Origin of the sequence: Pseudoalteromonas sp. B62, from assembly GCF_037162565.1 — a bacterium.
GTDB classification, from domain to species: domain Bacteria; phylum Pseudomonadota; class Gammaproteobacteria; order Enterobacterales; family Alteromonadaceae; genus Pseudoalteromonas; species Pseudoalteromonas fuliginea.
The window spans coordinates 2115880-2138303 of the sequence record NZ_JARLVB010000002.1; the positions used below are offsets into that span (position 1 = coordinate 2115880).

General features: G+C 38.1%; 17 protein-coding genes, 1 tRNA gene and 2 pseudogenes. 13 read left to right on the forward strand and 7 right to left on the reverse strand.

Annotation, left to right across the window (positions count from 1 at the left end; translation table 11 throughout):
• Window positions 1-211: 211 nt before the first annotated feature.
• The 6 genes from folP (at window position 212) to P4S71_RS14100 (ending at window position 5578) form a co-directional block, all read left to right on the forward strand.
• Window positions 212-1057: a dihydropteroate synthase gene (folP, locus tag P4S71_RS14075; protein WP_096792673.1), complete on the forward strand. Its 846-nt coding sequence runs from the start codon at window positions 212-214 to the stop codon at window positions 1055-1057.
• Entirely contained in the window at window positions 1057-2397 is a 1341-nt protein-coding gene (glmM, locus tag P4S71_RS14080) for a phosphoglucosamine mutase (RefSeq protein WP_007377781.1), read from the forward strand. The genes folP and glmM overlap by 1 nt, the downstream gene beginning before the upstream one ends.
• 81 nt (window positions 2398-2478) lie before the next feature.
• Window positions 2479-3228: a triose-phosphate isomerase gene (gene tpiA, locus P4S71_RS14085; RefSeq protein ID WP_096792675.1), complete on the forward strand. Its 750-nt coding sequence runs from the start codon at window positions 2479-2481 to the stop codon at window positions 3226-3228.
• A gap of 1 nt (window position 3229) precedes the next feature.
• Complete coding sequence (gene secG, locus P4S71_RS14090; RefSeq protein WP_007377779.1) at window positions 3230-3583, forward strand: preprotein translocase subunit SecG; 354 nt, start codon at window positions 3230-3232, stop codon at window positions 3581-3583.
• 79 nt (window positions 3584-3662) lie between these two features.
• A tRNA-OTHER gene (locus P4S71_RS14095) sits at window positions 3663-3746 on the forward strand.
• 206 nt (window positions 3747-3952) lie between these two features.
• Window positions 3953-5578, forward strand: coding sequence for a methyl-accepting chemotaxis protein (locus P4S71_RS14100; RefSeq protein ID WP_033023762.1), 1626 nt, complete (start codon window positions 3953-3955; stop codon window positions 5576-5578).
• Between the two features lie 82 nt (window positions 5579-5660).
• On the opposite strand, the gene P4S71_RS14105 is transcribed toward P4S71_RS14100, so the two are convergent.
• The 4 genes and pseudogenes from P4S71_RS14105 to P4S71_RS14120 all read right to left on the reverse strand — a co-directional run bounded on the left by P4S71_RS14105 (window position 5661) and on the right by P4S71_RS14120 (window position 9155).
• The gene (locus P4S71_RS14105; RefSeq protein WP_337150860.1) at window positions 5661-6068 is read right to left on the reverse strand and encodes a phosphate ABC transporter substrate-binding protein; all 408 of its coding nucleotides are present in this window, start codon (window positions 6066-6068) and stop codon (window positions 5661-5663) included.
• Between the two features lie 12 nt (window positions 6069-6080).
• Entirely contained in the window at window positions 6081-7226 is a 1146-nt protein-coding gene (locus tag P4S71_RS14110) for a porin (RefSeq protein ID WP_337150861.1), read from the reverse strand.
• A 382-nt stretch (window positions 7227-7608) separates the two neighbouring features.
• Window positions 7609-8015 (reverse strand): annotated as a pseudogene (locus P4S71_RS14115) (phosphate ABC transporter substrate-binding protein).
• A 12-nt stretch (window positions 8016-8027) separates the two neighbouring features.
• Window positions 8028-9155 (reverse strand): porin, encoded by a 1128-nt coding sequence (locus P4S71_RS14120; RefSeq protein ID WP_008136003.1) that lies wholly within the window; start codon window positions 9153-9155, stop codon window positions 8028-8030.
• A 572-nt stretch (window positions 9156-9727) separates the two neighbouring features.
• Here P4S71_RS14120 and P4S71_RS14125 point away from each other — a divergent pair.
• Window positions 9728-11950, forward strand: coding sequence for a TonB-dependent receptor (locus tag P4S71_RS14125; protein ID WP_337150862.1), 2223 nt, complete (start codon window positions 9728-9730; stop codon window positions 11948-11950).
• Window positions 11951-12024: 74 nt separating this feature from the next.
• On the opposite strand, the gene P4S71_RS14130 is transcribed toward P4S71_RS14125, so the two are convergent.
• Window positions 12025-12390, reverse strand: coding sequence for a hypothetical protein (locus P4S71_RS14130; protein WP_008138625.1), 366 nt, complete (start codon window positions 12388-12390; stop codon window positions 12025-12027).
• A 51-nt stretch (window positions 12391-12441) separates the two neighbouring features.
• On the opposite strand from P4S71_RS14130, the pseudogene P4S71_RS14135 reads away from it, so the two are divergent.
• Together P4S71_RS14135 and ggt are read left to right on the forward strand one after the other, a co-directional pair.
• Window positions 12442-12983, forward strand: a pseudogene (locus P4S71_RS14135) (GNAT family N-acetyltransferase).
• Window positions 12984-13068: 85 nt separating this feature from the next.
• On the forward strand, window positions 13069-14748 hold the full coding sequence (ggt, locus tag P4S71_RS14140) for a gamma-glutamyltransferase (RefSeq protein ID WP_337151630.1): 1680 nt from the start codon (window positions 13069-13071) through the stop codon (window positions 14746-14748).
• A 47-nt stretch (window positions 14749-14795) separates the two neighbouring features.
• Here the strand turns inward: ggt and P4S71_RS14145 are convergent, their stop codons facing one another.
• Window positions 14796-15629 (reverse strand): Tim44 domain-containing protein, encoded by an 834-nt coding sequence (locus tag P4S71_RS14145; protein ID WP_337150863.1) that lies wholly within the window; start codon window positions 15627-15629, stop codon window positions 14796-14798.
• Window positions 15630-15702: 73 nt separating this feature from the next.
• On the opposite strand from P4S71_RS14145, the gene P4S71_RS14150 reads away from it, so the two are divergent.
• The 4 genes from P4S71_RS14150 (at window position 15703) to P4S71_RS14165 (ending at window position 22214) form a co-directional block, all read left to right on the forward strand.
• Entirely contained in the window at window positions 15703-16671 is a 969-nt protein-coding gene (locus P4S71_RS14150) for an IS30 family transposase (RefSeq protein WP_337150864.1), read from the forward strand.
• 614 nt (window positions 16672-17285) lie between these two features.
• The gene (locus tag P4S71_RS14155; RefSeq protein ID WP_337150865.1) at window positions 17286-18584 is read left to right on the forward strand and encodes a methyl-accepting chemotaxis protein; all 1299 of its coding nucleotides are present in this window, start codon (window positions 17286-17288) and stop codon (window positions 18582-18584) included.
• A 333-nt stretch (window positions 18585-18917) separates the two neighbouring features.
• Window positions 18918-21065, forward strand: coding sequence for a TonB-dependent receptor (locus tag P4S71_RS14160; RefSeq protein ID WP_337150866.1), 2148 nt, complete (start codon window positions 18918-18920; stop codon window positions 21063-21065).
• A 186-nt stretch (window positions 21066-21251) separates the two neighbouring features.
• Window positions 21252-22214 carry a TDT family transporter gene (locus P4S71_RS14165; RefSeq protein WP_096793527.1) on the forward strand — a complete coding sequence of 321 codons (963 nt, stop codon included), beginning with the start codon at window positions 21252-21254 and terminating at the stop codon, window positions 22212-22214.
• 2 nt (window positions 22215-22216) lie between these two features.
• On the opposite strand, the gene P4S71_RS14170 is transcribed toward P4S71_RS14165, so the two are convergent.
• Complete coding sequence (locus P4S71_RS14170) at window positions 22217-22408, reverse strand: DUF2986 domain-containing protein (protein WP_033030776.1); 192 nt, start codon at window positions 22406-22408, stop codon at window positions 22217-22219.
• Window positions 22409-22424: the final 16 nt, after the last annotated feature.

Below are 22424 nucleotides of genomic sequence, written 5' to 3' on the forward strand. Positions count from 1 at the left end.
CCGTACTTCGGGGCTTTTTTGTATCAGTTATTTATACCAATTTTATTGATAGATGTTCATTCTAGCGAATTAAATAACTCACTAACTTCGCTGAGAAATTATTTATATAGAATAACTATATGTCATCATTTCGCCTTGTTACTAAGCTATTTACTTATCGCTATAATAGATCATTAATTTAATTTTATTGGAAAAAGAATAAAGGTTGGCAATGACTAACATATTAAAGCTTCCCAGAGGACGTACGCTTAATATTGAAAAGCCCGTTATTATGGGAATATTAAATGTAACGCCGGATTCATTTTCTGATGGTGGGCAGTTTTTAGACCCAACAATAGCACTGAAACGTGCAATGCAGTTATTGGATGATGGTGCGAAAATTGTAGACATAGGCGGAGAATCTACCCGCCCCGGCGCACCAAATGTGAGTTTGAAAGATGAACTTGCCCGCGTAATTCCCGCTATTAAAGCAATACGTGAGCACAGTGATTGCGTTATTTCAATTGATACCAGTAAAGCGCAAGTAATGGAACAAGCAATACTCGCAGGGGCTGATATAGTCAACGATGTAAGAGCTTTGCAAGAATTAGATGCGTTAGAAACGGTTGCGCACTATGAAGATGTAGCAATTTGTTTAATGCATATGCAAGGGCAACCTCGCAGTATGCAATGTGCACCTCATTATGATGATTTGTTTGCAGATATAAATATGTTTTTTAGTCAACGTATTAAAGCCTGTGAAACAGCCGGGATTAAGTTTGAACGACTTATCCTAGATCCTGGTTTTGGATTTGGAAAAACGCTTAACCATAACTATCAAATATTGGCTAAGTTTAATGATTTTAATAAATTGGGTTTGCCATTATTGGCTGGTTTATCTCGTAAATCGATGATAGGTAATTTATTAAATAGAGAAACAAGTGAGCGATTGGCAGGTAGCTTAGCAGGTGCGCTAATCGCGGCGCAAAATGGCGCAAAAATTATTCGCGTACATGACGTAAAAGAAACCGCAGACGTGCTTAGTGTATTACGAGCCTGCGAACAAGGAATACAATAATGAAAGAAAGAAAATATTTTGGCACTGATGGAGTGCGTGGATTAGTTGGTACAGCACCTATTAACCCAGAGTTTGCTATGAAATTAGGTTGGGCAGCAGGGCGTGTTTTATCTCTGGGTGGCACTAAAAAAGTAATTATTGGTAAAGATACACGTATCTCAGGTTATATGCTTGAAACAGCACTTGAAGCTGGGTTAATTGCCGCAGGTATTGACGTCGTGTTACTTGGCCCTATGCCAACGCCTGCTGTTGCCTATTTAGCGCAAACGTTTCGTGCGGAAGCGGGAATTGTAATTAGTGCATCACACAACCCTTATTACGATAATGGTATTAAGTTTTTTAACGGACAAGGCCTAAAGCTAGCTGATTCCGTAGAGCTTCAAATAGAAGCGATGCTTGATGAGCCAATGACTTGCGTTGCATCTGATAAATTAGGTAAAGCATCTCGTTTAGTCAGTGCAGATGGCCGTTACATAGAATTTTGTAAAAGTCAGTTTCCACAAGGTTTGTCATTAGAGGGTCTCAAAGTCGTCGTTGACTGTGCTAATGGTGCTACATATCATATTGCTCCTTCTGTTATGCGCGAACTTGGTGCTGAAGTAATTACCCATGCGTGTGAGCCAAATGGCGTAAACATAAATCATGAATGTGGTGCTACACACGTAGATACACTTAAACGTAAAGTACTTGAATTTAAAGCAGACGTAGGTATTGCTTATGATGGTGATGGTGATCGCGTTATGATGGTTGATCATAATGGCCGTGTATTTGATGGTGATGATCTAGTTTATATAATTGCGTGTCAAGCAGCCCAAGAAGATAACTTAGGTGGTGGCGTAGTTGGGACTGTTATGTCTAACATGGGTCTTGAAAATGCTTTAAAAGCCAAAGGAATTGAGTTCGCACGTAGTAAAGTAGGCGATCGCTACGTTATGGAATTACTGCAGCAGAAGGGTTGGAAAATTGGTGGGGAAAGCTCGGGCCATGTTCTAAATCTAGATTTGATCAGTACCGGGGATGGTATTATTTCAAGCCTACAAGTATTGGCTGCAATGGTTGCACAAAACCGCACTCTACAAGACTTAGGTGCAGGCTTTACTAAATACCCAATGAAAATGATTAACGTACGTTATACACCGGGAACTGATCCAACGAGTACAACAGAGGTCCTTGCAGCTGTTGCCGAAGTAGAGAAAAGCTTAGGTGATAAAGGGCGCGTTTTACTTCGTAAATCAGGTACTGAGCCTGTTGTGCGTGTTATGGTTGAAGCAGAACAAGAAAAAATAGTGCTTGATAGTGCGCAAAAAATTGCGACAGTTGTCGAATCTATGAGCAAATAAACTGATTGATAACAATAACCTCTTGTAACTTTGGGCGAGAAAAGTTAATATCTCGCCCGCTTTCTAATGTGGAGTGGAAAAATGGCAATACGCAAGCCAATGGTCGCAGGCAACTGGAAAATGAACGGTTCGTTAGAGCTAATTAAACAAATGTCTGGTGCCATCAACAATGTTAAATCAAAAGAGATAGACATTGTCTTATTTCCCCCGTTCCCATTAGTATCATCAATGGTTTTAACCGGAGTCTGTACAGGAGCGCAAACTGTTTCTGAAAACGAACCAGGCGCCTTTACCGGTGAAGTTGATGCGAAACTTATTAAAGATTTAGGCGCGAAGTACGTGCTAGTAGGTCATTCAGAACGACGCAGTATTTATAATGAAAGTAATACTACGGTCGCTGAAAAATTTGCTCGAGCTCAAAATGTTGGTCTCATTCCAATCTTATGTGTGGGTGAAAGTGAAACAGAGCAAGAAAATGGTAAAACTGAGCTTGTCGTTTCTACACAAATTGATGCAATAATTAATAAATTAGGTGTAGCGGCACTAAAAGATTCTGTGATAGCATACGAACCCGTTTGGGCCATCGGCACAGGTAAAACTGCATCGCCAGAACAGGCACAAAACGTTCACAAATTTATCCGTGATAAAATTGCTTCATTAGATGGCAATTTAGCACAAGGGCTTACCATCTTATATGGTGGTAGCGTTAATGAAAAAAATAGCGAATTATTATTTGCACAAACAGATATAGACGGTGGCCTAATTGGTGGTGCTAGTCTAAAAGCAGATTCATTTATTGCAATTTGTAAAAGTGCAGAAGGAACCGTATAAGATGTACGAAATTTTATTAGTAGTTTATTTAGTTGTTGCCTTGGCATTAGTTGGTATGGTTTTAATCCAACAAGGTAAAGGCGCAGATATGGGCTCTTCATTTGGTGCCGGTGCGTCTGCTACTGTTTTTGGATCGTCAGGTGCTGGTAATTTCATGACGAAAACAACGACAAGTTTGGCAACTGTATTTTTTGTTTTAAGCATTGTTTTAGGTAACCTTACTGCGGGTCAAATTAAAAAGACTGACGAATGGGAAAATCTAGAAGCAGCGCCTGCAGTTGAAACAGTGTCTCCTGTAGAAGAGGATGTTCCTGTAACATCTACGAAAGAGAAAAGCTCTGACGTACCAAATTGATTTAACTTAAATAAATGTTAGACGATTTATATTCCTCATTTAAATCATTAAGTTTAACACTTAAGCGAAAGCTTGAAATGCGGATGTGGTGGAATTGGTAGACACGCCACCTTGAGGGGTGGTGCTTTAGGGCGTGGGGGTTCAAGTCCCCCCATCCGCACCAAATTTAATAAACCAGTAACAGAAATGTTACTGGTTTTTTTTAATAAAAATAATTTTGATTGTTTTTCGAACTACTCAGCCTGTTTTTAAATTATTTCATATAAATTCGCGAAAAATCACAAAAAAACTAGAAATATTACAAATATAGTTAACACTTATGGTTATTAAGCCGATAATAGTTATAGACAATAAAATAAGGTAATCAATATGGCCGCAGGCTTCTCTTTTCAAAACCTAAGCATAACTAAAAAAATACATGCAATAACATGTATTGCAGTTTTGGCTTTTTTAGCGATCGTTCTGATCAATTATTTTGCAATGAATGATAATAGGATATCACTTAATGAAATGGAGAGCTCTACATACAAGGTTGTTAAGCTTACTTCAGAAAATGTTAGTACTTTAGAAAAGTTAGACGAGCTTTATACTCAAGCTGTCACATTCGGTGAGCAAGACCTTGTTGTTAAAGCAAGTGACACTTATAAATTGTTAGAAACGAATATTAATTTAATTGAACAGATAAATGAATCCTATATAAACAGTGAGACAAAAAAGCAGTTAGCTAATTATGAAGAGATATCTTCGATTATTGCCAATGGGATGGTTAGTGGCACTGCTGATTTTAGTAAAATTCAACAGCAAGCTCAGTTAAAAACATCTCTTTATAACGAGGTCTTAAGTAATTTTAAAAGTGCGCAACAAAAAGCAGACAATCGTTTTTTTGAACTTGTTACTAGTACCAAAGATCGTTCTGACTATGCATTAACTTTAATGCTAGTCGTATCCGTCGTATCGTTAATATTACTATTATTTATGGCCGTTTGGATTGCCAGAGGGATTGGCTCGTCAGCTAGTGATGCTGCAAATAACTTAAGCTTATTAGCAAGCGGTAAAGGCTCTCTTAGCACACAATTAAAAGTAAGCTCTGAAGATGAAATAGGGCAAGTATCAATTAACTTTAATGCGTTTATTACTCTGCTTAGAGAAACTGTACTTGAGGTTATTGCCGTGTGCGAACCTTTGATGGAAAATTCTACGCGACTTGTTCAGGGGATGGAGCAAGCTGAGCGTGCCACAACGAAACAAACTACCGATGCTGAAATTGTTAAGCAATCAATGGAAGAAATGAAGCAAAGCGTTGGTGATATCTCTCAATCAGCCGCTAGTGCTTCCCATGCAGCTGAAACAGCAGAAAAAGAGGTTGAACAAAGCAGAACTCAAGTACAGATGTCAGTAACTGCATCTCGCACGCTTAGTAATGAAATAAACCAAGCTGCTACTACAATAAATAAACTGGCGGATGATACAAAAAATGTATCACAAATATTGAATGTAATTACTTCTATTGCAGATCAAACTAATTTACTTGCACTTAACGCCGCCATTGAGGCAGCTCGTGCTGGTGAGCATGGCCGTGGTTTTGCTGTTGTAGCTGATGAAGTTCGTGAATTAGCATCTCGTACAGCACATTCGACCAATGAAATACGCGAGTTATTAGGTGCATTAACAACAGCTGCTAATGAATCTGTGACAGCGATGACTTCGGCAAGGGACATGGCTACTGATAATGCGACCGCAGCAGAAAAAACAGGGATTTCTATTGAAAAAATTGCAGAGCAAATGCTCGAAATAAATGGAATGAACTCTCAAATAGCTGCTGCTACGGAAGAACAAACCTCTGTAGCTGCAATGGTAGTAGAAAACGTATCGAATATGCACGTATCGTTTGAGGATACCATGGACTCATTATTGGCAGCACGTGATGTTGCTAAAAACCTTCATTACCTATCAGATAACTTATTAGATGCAACAGCTAAATTTAGAATAGAGTAGTAATACTTTTAAGTAACTATATTTATTAAAACTAAAAAACCACAATTAAAAATAATTGTGGTTTTTTTTATTCATCAGTAAATTAAAATTTACCAACTACCTTTACGCTACCATTGACCTTTGCACTATCAACATAACCTATTGCGTCGTTGTTTGCTGCAACAAAGTCGAGTACTGCTTGATCATTATCTAGCTTTTCAGGAGGGGTTCCTTTACCTGTAAATACCAGCTTTGACCAATAGGCATTGAGCTGACTACTCGATTTACCAACAACCTTATCATTAAACTCATCGGCAACACTATTGCCATTTTGGTTTACTGGATTTACTTTCGCACCATTATCAAATGATTTACTTTTACCTAAATAAATCTTTTTGATTGTATCTGCATCAAGGTTACTTGTATTACTCGCATTTACGATAACAGCTACCTCAGCAGAGGCGCTGATTGAGCATAATGTTAGTGCACTGGCTAAAATTAACTTCTTCATGGTTTGCTCCAATTAAAATACTAGGTCTATGCCTACAGCAATAACATCAGTTTCTGTATCTGTTATGTCATCTTCAAATCGACTAAAATCTATTTTAAATGCAGCAGAAGGGTGGAAGTCGTATCGAGCACCAATAGTGTAAACATTACTTTGTGCACGAACACCTTCTAAAGCGCCATTCACTGCGGCATTAAGACTTGGAATCGCTTGAATTTTATCAAAACGAGAAGAATCATGTTTATCGTCATTGTCTTCATAGGTGAAATGAATGATGACGTCATCTAATCTGTAACCTACTGATGCATAATATTGAGATTGCTCAGCTAAAATACTGTTCTCAACTTCAAGCTGTGTGTATTCTGCATCAAACAAAATGTCGTTGTAGTCAATTGAAAAACCTAAACCAATGAATGTGCTATTATCTTCATCAATAGCTATATCATCCGCTAGGCTATTCAAATTACTTGCTCTAAGTATATCTTCCAGGCCGTTCAATGCTGCGCCTGTTGAGTCATTTGAATCAAGCTCAAAAGAGGTTTCAGCAACTAAGTAAGCTGCACGAAGGCTTAACCAATCGCGAGACATTGTCCAGTTTATACCTGCAAAATTGTTTAACTCGGCTTTATCGTTAGCACTTACAGCATCAATTTCACCATCAAAACCACCGTAAATAACCTGTAGGGTTGAATCCCAATCACCTAATTGAGTGTTGTGTAGTAGACTTAAGCCTTCATAAGTTGAAAATGGAATGTTGTAAACAGATTGTGGAGGCCTAACCCATCTATAGGCATAGCCTACATCAATAAAGTCAGAATAACGGTAAAAAGGAACTCGCATTTTACCTGCGCTTAACTGCAACTCATCTGAAAACTCATAAGTAACATATGCCCACTCAAACTCCGCGTCGAAATCATTATCACCACGGGCTACAATTTGAGCTGTTGCGCTTAACTTATCTTGCAAATCCGCAGATAACTGTAGCGCAAATACACTTTCGTTTTTAAACGAAATGTTGTCGTCATACCCATATAATGTGCTATCGCTATCTAGGCTTTTTCCGCCAACAATTGATGCAAATCCATTTATTCGTACTTCAGCACTTGTATAACTTGATACTAAAGCTGCACATACCGCTACTGCTACAGATAGCTTTTTCATATGTATTTCCTGTTTAATTTAAATGTTGATTTCATTTTCATTATAGGTACTTATCTAAAATATATCTAATAAATAGAGACGTTTATATTATTATATAAAATATAAGCGCTTCTTTTTAAAGGTGATAATAATAATTATACGAATTGTTATTATTTGTTATATTGATAATGTGACTCCCGACACAGGATGAGTATTGACGATTAATATTGTTGGGATTATTGAGATTTTAATTAGTTGAAAATGGAAGGTTATTCAATGACAAAAAAATTGTAACTTAGCAGGCTAAGTTACAATTTTTGTATTTTTTGTTAGTTCATATTTTAAATATGTGTATTGCTAACGCTGTTTTATATCGGATAAGCACTTAACAATAAAGTTAGTCTCAAAACTTTCCAACGACCTTGACTTTATCATTTACTTTCCCACTTTCGACATAACCTATAGCATCACCATTTGCTGCGACAAAATCTAGCACTGCTTGGTCGTTATCTAATTTTACAGGGGAGTCCCTTTGCCTGTAAATATAAGTTTCGACCAGTATGCATTAAGTTGGTTACTCGATTTTCCAACAACTTTATCATTAAATTCGTCGGCTATTGCATTGTCATTTTGATTTACCGGATTGACCTTTGTTCCATTGTCAAATGACTTACTTTTTCCTAAGTAGATCTTTTTGATTGTGTCCGCATCAATATTACTTGCGTTGCTCGGATTAATAATAACGGCTACTTCTGCAAATGTGCTGATTGAGCACAATGAAAATACGCCAGCTAAAATAATTTTTTTCATCATTTGCTCCAATTAAAATACTAAATCAACGCCGACAGCAACAACATCAGTTTCAGTGTCTGTTATGTTATTTTCATATCGGCTGAAGTCAATTTTAAAGGCTGCTGAAGGATGAAAATCATAACGAACACCTATTGTATAGACATTATCTTGGGCATTGAATGCATCAAAAGAGCCATTAATTGCAGCGTTTAGTGCAGGGATCTCTGGTATTTGATCATAGCTTGATGAGTCATTAGCATCATCATTATCTTCATAAGTAAAATGAACAATTATTTCATCCATTCGATAACCGATAGATGCATAGTATTGTGTTTCTTCTGGTAGTAGGCTGTCACCTGGGTTTAACTTAGTGTATTCAGCATCAAAAAGCACATCATTATAATCTATAGAAAAGCCTAAAGCGTAAAACCGTGCATCTTCTTCATCTATATCTAAACTTTTTGCTTGCTCGACAAGACCATTTTCGTTCAATGTCGCTAATAAGCCATATAGTGAGCTATCGGTTGATAGCTCTGTAGATGACTCTGCCTGTAAATATGCTACTCGCGCACTAAACCAGTCTCGTGTTACAGACCAGTTAATACCAGTAAAATCATTTAATATAGTTTTAGAAGCAGAGCCGTTGAGGTTTCCATCATACGATCCATAAATAAGTTGTAATGAAGAGTCCCAATCACCCATTTGAGTATCATATAGCAAGCTTAATCCTTCATATGTTGAAAAAGCAATGCTATATACTGATTGTGGGGGACGTACCCATCTATATGCATAGCCTACATCTAAAAAATCAGAGTACTTATAAAATGGAGCTCGCATTTTACCTGCGCTTATTTGTATTTCATCGTTTAATTGATATGTTAAATAAGCCCATTCAAAATCGGCATCAAAATCATTGTCACCACGAGCAACAATCTGTGCAGTGGCTGTTAATTTCTCTTGTAAATCCGCTGATAATTGTAATGCAAAAACACTTTCATTTTTAAATGATATGTCGTCGTCATAACCATAAATAGTTTGCTCACTATCTAGACTTTTTCCGCCTATAATTGATGCAAAGCCATTAATTCTTACTTCGGCATTTACATAGTTTGTTGCAATCGCGCAACAAACCGCTACTGCTACTGATAGCTTATTCATGTATGTTTCCTACTTGTTGTTTAAATGTTAATTCACTTTAATTGTAGTAGCATAAAAACAATTTATCTAATTAACAGAATGATTTTGTTGTTTAACTTTATCATTTTACGAGATTAAGTCAGAAGGCTATAAATGTATGATGAAATTCTTTGATAAGTTTTATGTAGATAAACCCGAGCTGTGGTTGCGTTAATTAATTTGAGAACTGGATAATAAATCTATCCCGAATAGTTATTTTCAGCGCTAACTACGTTGAATTTACTTGCAGTAGGCAAGCTATTGACGCGTAAATTCGCCTTGTTTTTATTGAGAATATCGGGCTAAACAAAATAAATTTAAATATCACCATGATTCACTATATTAGTAAATCTCTTAACCAGAGTTCAGGTTAAGTAACAACATAAGTCGCTTTTATAGATGTTTTATGAAAAATTTATACATTTCTTTACAATTCTGCCATATAATACCCCTCCAGAGGAAAGATGCTATTTAGCGTCTTTTTTTATGCCTGAAATTTATATTATCAAAATATAAACGCATAACTAATCATACGGTATCCTTTGGAGAATATTTTGAAACTACGCAACCTCTCACAGCTAAGCATAGCAATTCTTGCTGCACTGACGACCTCAATACATGCTGAAGAAGCTAAAACAACAGCAAAACAAGATGCATTTGAAAAAATCGAAGTAACAGCGCGTAAACGTACAGAGAGTCTGTTCGAATCTCCAACCGCTATCACATCAATTGGTGCCAACTTAATTGATAAAGCCAATATGAGTAACCTTGAAGATATTGGTAAATATGTTCCAAACTTAAACATCACCCGTTACGGTGTTGGTAATGCAGCACATGCCTCTGTATTTATTCGTGGTATTGGTCTGCAAGATCACATAATAACTACTGATCCAGGTGTAGGCGTATACTTAGATGGCGTTTATTTAGGCCGTCAAATGGGTTCTAATTTATCATTACCTAATGTTGAGCGTGTTGAGGTACTTCGTGGTCCACAAGGTACTTTATATGGCCGTAATACATTAGGTGGTGCAGTAAATGTAATTACAAAACAACCCGGTGATGAAGGTATTATTACAACGACAGCAAAAGTTGGTAGCCGTGGGCGAATTGCTGGTGATGTGTATTTTAATAACGCGCTTTCTGATGATGTGAGTATGTCTGCCAGTGCATCGTACAAAATACGTGATGGTGTGGGCGAAGCTGTTAACTTAACGAATCCAGAAAAAGAAATAGGCGAAGAAGAAGAGTTTAGCGGTCGTATTGCACTTAAGTGGCAAGCTAATTCAGATTTAGCATTTACTTTTTCTTTAGATGGTGTTGATAATGAATCTGGCCAGTCGCCTTATACAATTGAGTTGACAGAACCCCTCGATCCAAATGATGTTTTTAATGGTGATTTCCCATTATTAACTCAAGATTTAATTCCATCAGACCCTGATGATCTAGGCACAACGGTTGCTGGTATTGAATCTACGTCTTACTCAGGTTGGGGTACATCGTTTACCGCTGATTGGGCAATTAACGATACTTATACTGCTAAATTCATTTCAAGCTACCGTACATCTGAGTATGAAGGTGGCCTAGATGATGATGCATCACCTTTAAACTTATCTGAATTCCCTGAAGAGGGCGGTGCAGATCAGTACTCTTTTGAAGTTCAGCTAAACGCCACATTCGATAATATGGACTTTGTATCGGGTCTTTACTTTTTTAATGAAGATGGCTTTACACGTTCAGGTCCGTTTGTTTTTAGCCCATTTAATACACCTAATGGTTTATTAAATGATGGTGTAACGGAATCGTTTGGTGGTTACGGCGACTTTGAAATTAACCAAGAAACTAACTCATATGCCGCGTACATCAATGCCAGCTACGATTTAACTGACGATTTAACGCTTGGTGGTGGTCTTCGCTATTCACAAGATGAAAAAGATGCAAATGCTATATTCCCATCATTCCCAACTCGTAAATATGTCAGTGCAGATTTTGATGCAGTTACGTGGGATATAAATGCTTCTTATCAGCTTAGCAATAATATGAATGTCTATGGGCAAGTTCAAAAAGGCTATCAAACAGGTGGTTTCCCACCGCGCCCATTTGGCGGGCCAGACCAGTTTGTATCGTTTGATGAAACAAAAGCGATTAACTACGAAATAGGCTTAAAGGGTCAAGTACACGAAAATGTGTCTATGATGCTTGCGGTATTTGTGACTGATTACACCGATTTAGCATTACCGTTCTCTGACCCTACTTCAGGTGGTGGGTTTGTGACTATTGTCGAAAATGCTGGTCAATCTAAAGCGCAAGGTATTGAGCTTGAAACAACAGTGGCTATTACTGATGATTTTACAATTAGAAGTGCGGTAGGCTACTTAGACTCTGAAATTACCGAAGTATCAGAAGGGGTTCAAGGTATTGGTAAAGGTGATTCACCAGCACTGACACCTCGCTGGACTGTAATGATTGCACCATCTTACTTTATGGATTTAAGTAATGGCGGAACGTTAGCACTTAATGCTAATTATTCATTTAGAAGTGATATGCAAGGTCAATCTGTTTTTAACAAAAGTGAAACGATTGATTCTCGAGAATTGGTTGGCTTTAATATTTCGTACACGAATCCATATGGCGATATGGAAGTAACGTTATACGGCGAGAATGTTCTAAATGAAGTTTATGATGTAGGTCGCTTACAACAATCAGGTTTTGTTGGTGTAATGCGCAGTAATGACCGCAGCGAGTTTGGTTTGAAATTCAAAAAAGATTTTGAGCTATAATTAGTCAGTATTAACAAATATTGAAAACAAAAAAGGAAAGCCGAGGCTTTCCTTTTTTATTATTGAAGGTAAAATTAACCTTCGTTATGTTCTTTACGCGCTTGTTCAATTTCGTCAGCAATTTCTTGCGCTTTTTGCTTGGTTTTTTCAGTTAATTCGCCAGCAGCTTCTTTGCTTTTAACCCATGCGTCAACCGCAATCTCTTTGCCGTCGTCGTACATGTCTAAGCCCATTGTTTTACTTTGCTCTAATAGCTCGTTTAAAGACTCGTCATTTTTAAGATCGTTAGTTGTCTCTTTAACGTCGTTCCATGCATCACCAAGCTTTTCTTGCATTTGTGCGCTTTTATCTTTTGCATCTTCTTTTACTTCGTTGGCATCTTCACAACCAGTTAATGTAATTAAAGTGCCTAATAAAGCTAAACCTGCTAATTTATTCATGTGCTATCTCCTTTAGAGACTGATAATTAATTCAAGGTAGACTATACAACAATGAAAATGAACGCCCCCGTAACAAAACGATTAAATTTCAAATTAATGAATGAGCATGATTGGCCTCAATTATTTGAGCTCGACCAAGACCCAGCTGTAATGCAGTATTTAACGCGAGGTGTGCCTACCTCTTTAGAGCAAATAAAAAATGAGGGAGTACCTCGTATGCTCGCATATCGAAATGAGCTAAAAGGCTGGGGGCTGTGGAGTATCACGATAAAGCAAACCAATACATTTATAGGCTGGGTATTAATAAGGCCTATGGATTTTTTAGTGATGCACCAAATTACGGTGATATTGAAATAGGCTGGCGTTTTAAGCAATCAAGTTGGGGGCATGGTTATGCAACCGAGGCGGCTTTAGCATTATGTGATGAACTTATAAAACAAGATGACGTTAAGGCGATAAGTGCAACGGCACTCAAAGATAATACAGCCTCTATAAAAATAATGAAAAAGTTAGGTCTGCAATTTATAAAAAATTACACACATACAGATGAGCAAGGCGATTTACCAGCGGTGCTTTATTCAAAAAAAGTTTGAAGATGATTAAATATCAATAGCATAAAGATTGACCTGTCCTTAAATGACGTGCATTAATATAGGCAACAAAAATAATAAATTAAGGATGTTGTATGGAATTGTTTTTTCACCACGTAAATTAATCGTCAAAAGTGTACTGGTTTTACAGTTCACTGCTTTTAGTGTTTTGGCGCAGCCTTTAGCGCAAAGCGCAGTCGCAATGCCTGACTCGTTCAGTGCCGATGCTGCTAAAAGTATATTAGAGCAAGGCGGTAATGCTGTTGATGCGGCTATTACGGCACAATTTGTACTTGCAGTGACGCTTCCTGAAGCTGGCAATATTGGCGGTGGGGGATTTATGCTTATTCAAAAAGATGGCAAAGGTGATTTTATAGATTATCGCGAAACAGCGCCAACAGCGGCTCATCGTGATATGTATTTAGATGATCAAGGGAATGTTATTGCAAACAAATCAATATATGGCATTCACGCAAGCGGTGTACCTGGCAGTGTAGCGGGTATGTGGCTTGCCCATCAAAAGCATGGCACTTTAAAGTGGGAAGCACTAGTACAGCCTGCTGTAACGTTGGCTGAGCAAGGGTTTGTAGTTCCGCCTAAATTAGCAAAAGGTGTTAGCCATTATATAGCCTATCTAAAAGAGCAAAAAATAAATGTAAACTTCGAAAAATATTTTGCTGATGTAAAAGCTAATAAAGTATTTAAGCAACCCGAGTTAGCGGCAACGTTAAAGCGTATTCGTGATAATGGCCAAGATGGGTTTTATAAAGGCGAAACTGCAAATATTATTGCTAAATTTATGCACCAGCATGGTGGTATTATTAATCAAGATGATTTAAAAAATTATACCGCTAAATCACGTACACCTATTAAAGCGAGTTGGAATGGTTATGAAGTACTTACTTCGCCACCGCCGAGTTCAGGTGGTATTGCTATTTTACAGTGGCTTAAAATGTATGAGTTGCAAAAACCAGATGCGGGCTTAGCGCATAACTCTACTCAGTATGTACACTTACTTTCTGAAATAGGTAAACGTGTATTTGCAGATAGGGCGGAGTATTTAGGCGATCCTGATTTTTTTGATATACCAGTCAGCGCATTAACTAATATTAACTACCTCAAAGAGCGCAGTGATGGCATTTCGTTAACCGCGATCTCGACTACTGAAAATATTAAACCGGGCCTTAAAGAAAGTGAGCAAACTACGCACTTTTCAATCGTTGATAAAATGGGTAACGCTGTCGCAAATACCACCACAATAAACTTAGGGTTTGGTAGCGGTGTGGTTGTTGAAGGTGCAGGGTTTATTTTAAATGATGAAATGGACGACTTTAGTGCCAAACCAGGCGTTATGAATGTGTTTGGTGCAATAGGCGGTAAAGCTAACGAAATACAGCCGCACAAGCGTATGCTTAGCTCTATGACGCCTACAATACTCCTTAAAGACAACACCGTTAAAATGGTGACAGGCTCGCCTGGTGGCACAACAATTATTAGCTCTGTGTACGAATCTATCTTAAATGCGGTAGAGTTTGATATGACTGCAGAGCAGGTTGTAAATAGCCCTCGTTTTCATCATCAACTGTGGCCTAAAAATATAATTAGAACACACATAGGTTTAACCGATAGCGTAAAAGCAGAGCTTACAAAAATGGGTTACACCATAGATGAGAATCACTTTGGTGACTTACACGTTATTATTAATAAAGAGGGCCAATTAGATGCCGCTTCTGAAGCATCAGGACGTGGTAAGTCAATTGTTTTTTAAATAAAAAAACACCGTGCTAAAAGCGCGGTGTTTTACACAATATAAAATTACTGAGTATCAATTAAATCTTCAACACCCACTATTAGCCATGGAGTGTCGTCTGAAATTAGACGCTCTAAGTGCCAAATTTCTAAAATAGACTCTTCCTTTTTATCGCCTAAATCACGGTACTTACCTTTAAAGCGAACACTAACCTGCCACGATTGCGCGTTTGTATCTGCGCGCACAAGTTCGGCATCAATAAACATCACTTCTGTTTCTACGCTTTGTATAGCTTCACGCTCAGTTTTAAATTCGGCAACAAGTGCAGGGCTTAAGTATTCAGCCATTGTGGTGTAATCGGCATTATTCCATGCAGTTTGTAGCGTATGGTAATGACTACGGGCACCTTGCAAAAAGCCATTAACGTCAAAGTTAGGTGGTAAATTAAAAGGCACACTTTCACCTTGTGGGGCGCTGCTTGCAAAGCCGGTACTTGTTGGTTGCTCAATAGGTGCTTGTTTAAAAGCATTTTGCTGAGCACTTGTACTTGCACTGGCAAGTTGTGGGGCACGATTAGCACGTAAAAAGCCCGTTACTAGCTTAAATAAAATAAAGAGTCCGCCAGCTAATAAAATCATTTCTAATAGCTGAAAACCTTCAAAATTGTCGCCTAGCATTGCTGCAATTAAGCCACCCGCTAAAAGGCCACCTAAAACGCCTGCCATAATGCCTTTTTTATTTGATTTAGCTTTTGGGGCAGTCGTTGGGGTTGTTGTATCAGCTTTTTGTTTTTGCGCTGTTTGTTGTGTTGCAGGCGTTTTTCCGCGTTTACTGCTGCCAAATTTTTTACGTGCGTGTGCATCAAAACTGGCAGTCCTAGATTCAAATTGTAAGTGCATAACTTGTTTTGGCTAGATTAAGTGGTCAGTTGCTCATAAGCTAACTGCTTTTTCTCCGGCAAGAGATTTTACAATGAGACATTACAAACAACTGACCTATGAGCAAAGATGCCAGATCGCTATTCTAAAGAAAAGCGGTTTTACGCAACAAAGTATTGCTGAGCTAACTAATTTATCGCAATCTACGATTTCAAGAGAGCTTTCTAGAAATACAGGCAAGCGAGGTTACAGATACAAACAAGCTCATGAGCGGGCTTTGTCTCGCCGAAGAAGTGCAAGAAAACCACTTAAGATGACACTTGAAATGATGGCTTTAATTACCCAGAAGCTTAATGAGAAGTGGAGTCCTGAACAAATAACGGGATGGTTGCGCAAGGAAAATAAACAATCTGTCAGTCATGAATGCATTTATCTATATATCTGGGAAAATAAAAAAGCAGGTGGTGAGTTATACCTACATCTACGCCGACACGGTAAGAAATATCACAAGCGCAGTCATGGTAAGACAAACCGAGGACAAATAAAAAATCGCGTTAGCATTGAAGAACGTCCACAAATAGTTGATGAGAAAGGCCGTATCGGAGATTGGGAAATAGATACCGTCATAGGTAAAGGCCATCGAGGCGCCCTTGTTACCATTGTAGAGCGGGTCACCCAATTCACTGTATCAACTCAGGTGGCAGGAAAAACAGCACAAGCCGTCACTGCGGCGACGATAGAACTATTAAGGCCATATAGGTCAGCGCTTCATACCATAACGGCTGACAATGGAAAAGAGTTCGCTTATCATGAGCAAATCACAAAGGCATTAAGTGTTCCTGTTTATTTTGCTCACCCTTATCACTCATGGGAGCGCGGATTGAATGAAAACACGAATGGATTACTACGCCAGTATTGGCCGAAGAGCACAGATTTTAAGGCGGTAACACCAGCGCAAGTTATACCAGTACTTGAGCAACTTAATAATCGTCCGAGAAAGACACTTGGATTTGAAACGCCTGCAAAATTGATGCAGGATCACTTGGCGCCTAAAGCCGCCTAAACGTTATGCACTTCAGATTTGAATCCGCGTAGTGATATTTTTATATATAAAATAGATTATTCTTGAGCCCGTTTATCTTTCGAGATTGAATTTACAGGAGCTTGTTTACTTTTAAGCACAGTGGCCTTACGTACCCTGGTTAACTACCATAAGTGTTTGATAACGTAGCGTAAATGCCAAGCATGCGCTGTCTTTACTCACTCTTATGTCAATGTAAATCAGTAGAGTAAGCAGGATCAGTTACCTAGCCTACGCCGCGATTTAATCGGCCAAGATAGAATAAATTTTAATTTTTGAAGATCAACAGGCTCTAGATAATTAACCTAAACTCAGATTGAGGTTTTTCTCTAGCCAGAGATTTTCTGTGAAAAAAGGCGAGTTTACGCGTTAATAGCTGGCCTATTGCAAGTAAATTAAACGCAGTTAGCGCTGAAAGTAACCACTTGAGATAGATTGATTATCCAGAGTTTCGGTCAATTAGTGTGATGCGGCGCATAAAGTCTAATTTATTAGATTAAATTTGTATTTTTGCCTATATTTAAATTTTATAGTTGTAGTATAGAGCTTAAAGAAACAGCTCATTCAGATTAAACATTTACCCTAAGGCAGCTTATATGTTTGGTATAAATAAAAGTAACTCGAAAATAGAAGCACTTGAGTTACAAGTCGCTCAAAAAGAATCAGTATTAAATGCAATAACGAAGCATGTTGCTTATATTGAGTTTACGGCTGAAGGGATTATTTTAGACGCTAATTTATTATTTTTGAACACAGTAGATTATACCAAGGATGATGTTGTTGGTCATCATCACCGCATGTTTTGTGAAAAATCATATGCGGAATCGAAAGAGTATACTCAATTTTGGAAAAATCTCAGAGACGGTAAGTCAGTAAGTGGGTCTTTTTTAAGATATAACTCCCAAGGCGAAAAAATATGGTTAGAAGCAACATACTTTCCAGTTGAAATAGATGGGGTTGTCGTTAAGGTAATTAAAATAGCCTCTGATATTACGGCTAATTACACGCAAAGAAAAGCACAAGAAGCAGTTGCAGAAGCATTAAGCAAAGCGTTGGCAACGATTGAATTTACCCCTCAAGGTGAAATATTAACAGCTAATAACAACTTTTTGTCTGCTACCGGTTATAAGCTAAATGAAATAACAGGTGAGCATCATAGGATGTTTTGCACCGACGAGTTTTACGATAAAAACCCGCATTTTTGGGATGAGTTAGGGAAAGGGCAATTCAAATCAGGACAGTTTAAACGAGTAAAAGCAAATGGAGACATAATTTGGCTTGAGGCAACATATAACCCTATTTTAGATAACAAGGGAAACGTGATAAAGGTTATTAAATTTGCTTCGGATATAACTGAGCGCATGTCGCGTAATAGAGCCGTTACAGAAGCCACAGCGATTGCACACGAATCAGCCGTTTCTACGGTTAAAACCGCCGTACTAGGCTCTGGTATTTTAAGCGATTCGATCGCAAATTCCGATGCCATCGTAAATCAGGTCCTTAAATCAGTTGAGTTAATTAAAAATCTAAATGAACAATCTGCGGTCATAGGATCAATTGTTTCTACTATAAGTAGTATTGCCGATCAAACTAATTTACTAGCTTTAAATGCAGCTATTGAAGCCGCTAGAGCAGGTGAATATGGCCGAGGTTTTGCAGTAGTAGCTGATGAAGTTAGACAATTGGCAGCAAGAACGAGTAGTTCTACAAATGAAATTGCAACGGTTGTAAAAAACAATCAAGAGCTGACCAATGATATTTCAAAGCAAATAACATCTGTTTCTGATTCCTCGGTTAAAGGGCGAGAGTTAATTTCAGAAGTATCTGACGTTATAAAAGACATTGAAGCTGGGGCGGAGAAAGTTTCGGAGATTGTGTCGCAGCTAAATGTATAAATTTAAAGAATACATTTTTATATAAGGGTCACAGTTTTACTGTTGGCTCTTTTTTGTAATTAAAACCATCCTTTATTTATGGCCTACTTATCTTTTGAGGTTGAATTTTCAGCAGTATGTTTGGTATTTAAGTAAGGCAGAGCCTATGTAGTGTTTATTCCTCATAAATAGGCGATAACGTAGAATAAATGCCAAACACGCGCTGCACGAAGGGTTCTGTCTAGGGGCAATTTAACAACATTCTTAATTGATAAAGTGCGACAATATGTCGCGCTTTTGCTTTTGTAGTTCACACTATAATTACGCCAATTATTACAGTGGCATAAATTAACAATGGTTTATAAAAGCAAAACTCAAAAAACTTACTTACTTTCCCCTGTCGCACTTTTTATTAGCGGTGTGCTATCTCCTTTTGCATTTGCCGACGATATGTCTTTAGAAGTAATTGAAGTACACGGACATGCTCAAAATAAGCATTTAGCACTTGGTTCGTCAGAATCGTTATTAAGTGATTTAGGTGTCGACTTTTCAGATGCGGGCGGCGTATCTAACCTCCCTATTTTAAATGGTTTAATGGGCGACAGAGTTAAAGTGTTAATTGATGGTGCAGATGTAACCGCTGCATGCGCTAATCACATGAACCCGCCACTGTCGTATATCTCGGCTAATCAAATTTCGTCTTACAATGTGGCTGCAGGCGTGTCGCCAGTGAGCGCGGGCGGCGATAATATTGCTGGCGTAATAAGCGTTAATTCTATTTCACCACAGTATAGCGATAGCAATGAATTAGGTTGGCACTCAGGTTATGTGTCAGCAAAGTATAGTAGTGTTGATAACGGACGTAAACTTGGCGTAGGTGCACGTTTAGCAAGTGACACGTTTAGCCTTAATTACCAGGGCTCGTTTAGTGATGCAGATAGTTATGAAGACGGTAACGGCGATGTAGTGTTAGATACATTGTACCGAGCACAAAATCATAGTTTAACCGCAGCTATGCGCGATGATAAACAGCAATTAGTGATAAAGCTAACGCATCAAAAAATCCCGTATCAGGGATTTGCAAATCAGTACATGGATATGACCGATAACACCAGTTACGGCGCAATAGCTCAATACAAACGCTCTTTTGATAACAGCGAGCTTGAAGGGCAAGTTAACTGGCATAGCGTAAAGCACGAAATGGGTTTTTTCAGTGAAGAAAAAAGAGGCATGATGCCAATGAAAACCGATGCACAAGATATAAGTACGCAGCTTAAATGGCGTATCGCGCTTAATAAAAACAGCAGTATTTTACTCGCTCAAGAATATTACAATTACAGCATTGATGATTGGTGGCCAGGTATTGAAGGCTCAACCATGATGGGACCAGACGATTACGTAAATATAAATAACGGTAAACGAGAGCGCATAGCGGCATTTGCTGAATTTGAGAGTCAAATAAATACAAAGTTATGGTTAAACGTAGGCGTGCGTATTGAAAGTATTAATACCCACGTTGGGGAGGTTCAATCTTACAACGATGGTATGAGCATGATGGGTATAGGCAGTATGGAAACTATGACCATGAGCGATACGTCTACAGATAATAGCATTGCTGCACAGAACTTTAATGCTGCCAACAGAGATAAAACTGACACCATAGTTGATGCTAATTTATTAATTAACTACCAAATAACAAATTATGATGAGCTGCAATTTGGCCTTGCCCGTAAAAACCGAGCGCCTAATTTATACGAGCGATACAGCTGGGGCGTAAGCAATATGGCAACCACCATGATTGGTTGGTATGGCGATGGTAATGGCTATATTGGTAACCCTGATTTAGACGTTGAAACAGCGCATACAATAAGTGCTACTTATATTAAGCAGGCTAAAGATGATGGTTGGCGTTTAAGCACCAATGTTTGGTATACAGATGTGAATGATTATATTGATGCTGATATTGTAAGAAGCTTCAATAGTTATGATTTAGATAATACAGCGCGTAACATTTTGCAGTTTACTAATGTAGATGCCATTTTATATGGTGCAAAAATAGATTTAACAGCCAACATTTATGAATCTAAGGATTTAGGTAACTGGCAGTTGCACGCTAATGTTACTAATACGAGAGGTAAGCGCGACGATACCAACCAGCCGCTTTATCAAATTAAACCACTGCAAACCCAGCTAGGTATTAGCCAGCAAATTAATCGATTTGAAAATGCGTTATCTTGGCAGTGGGTAGATGCAAAAAGCCGTGTAGATAATAATCGTTTTGAAAACCAAACAGACAGCTACAGCCTGATTAATTTAAGCTCTAAAGCCACATGGGATTCATTAACGCTAAGCGCAGAAGTGAGTAACGTGTTTGATGAATATTACCAGCTCCCCCTTGGCGGTGTAAGTATTGCAGCGCTTAAACAAGATAGCGGCAACGGGTTTGAGCAATTAGCAGGGCAAGGTCGTTCATTTAATGTAAGCGTTAGTTACGCGTTTTAATTAACCTCATATTCAAATTTAAAATAAAGCAAAAGCCGTAGCTGTGTTATGGTTTTTTGTTTTTATGAAATATTTGTATGCAAAAAGGGTTCTATTAAGCACGCTTGGATTAATTTTACAGCGTTATTTTAAGGTAATGCAGTAAAAAGCAGTAACTTGTTCATCACCCAATGATTAGGAAGTACAGTGTTTAAGCAATTTAAAAATAAAGTGATGGGTGCGCCAACAGCTATGGCCGGTTTAGCTTTGGGTATTGCTAGTATGGGATGGACATGGGAAAACGTTTTTAATTTAAACTCTCAAGGGCAATTTTTGGGAGCGGTATTAGCTGGCGTATTAGTTTTACTTTTGGCTGCTAAGTTTTTACTACACCCTCATTTATTAAAAGCCGATTTAGCACACCCAGTTGCAGGAAGTGTGATCCCTACATTTGCAATGGCTAATCTTGTTATTTCAAACTCAATTGGGCAATTTAACCCATTGGCTGGTGATATTATGTGGGTTTTAGCTTTTGTGCTGCATCTCACATTTTTGGTGAGTTTTTTATACCAGCGAGCAAAAAAGTTTAACTTTGAGGATATGGCGCCCAGCTGGTTTGTGCCACCAGTAGGGATAATTATTGCAGATATTACTTTTTCGGGAAATCCGACATTAGCGTGGTTAGCTTATAGCGCGCTGGTTATTGGTATATCAACGTACGCGATAATGCTGCCAATTATGTTTTATCGTTTTTTATTAGCATTAAAAAGTGACTACGAAATACAGCCAACACTTGCCATTTTAGCTGCGCCTGCCAGTTTAACATTAGCGGGGTATTTTCATATTGTAGCTAATCCATCACTTGTTATAGTGGGGGCATTATTTATATTAGCGATAATAAAAACACTGATTGTTTATGTGTTATTTATAAAGTTATTACGCAGACCTTTTACGCCGAGCTACGCTGCTTTTACATTTCCAATGGTTATTGGGGCAACTGCATTATTTAAAATGAAAGACTGGATGCAAAGTATAAACCTCGCAATACCATATGTAGATACAGTTAATTACTTAGCTACGTTTGAGCTTATAGTTGCCACGGGAGTGATATGTTATGTAAGTGGTCGCTACTTTTGCCACTTTAAATTATCAAAGCAACGGGTAACGTAAAGTTACTCTTGGGTTACCTGTGGCTCATTACTTTCTTGTTCAGCTAGTTTTTCGCGCTCAGCTTTTGATACATAAGACGGTTTGTTGCTTTTGTGTAGTTTAGCGTTAGTGCGTTTATCTTTCTTTTGAAATTTAGTGACGATTTTTTTACGACGGTTCACAATTAAAGACCCTGTTAATTTTAAGTCGCGCATTATACATTCATCCTCA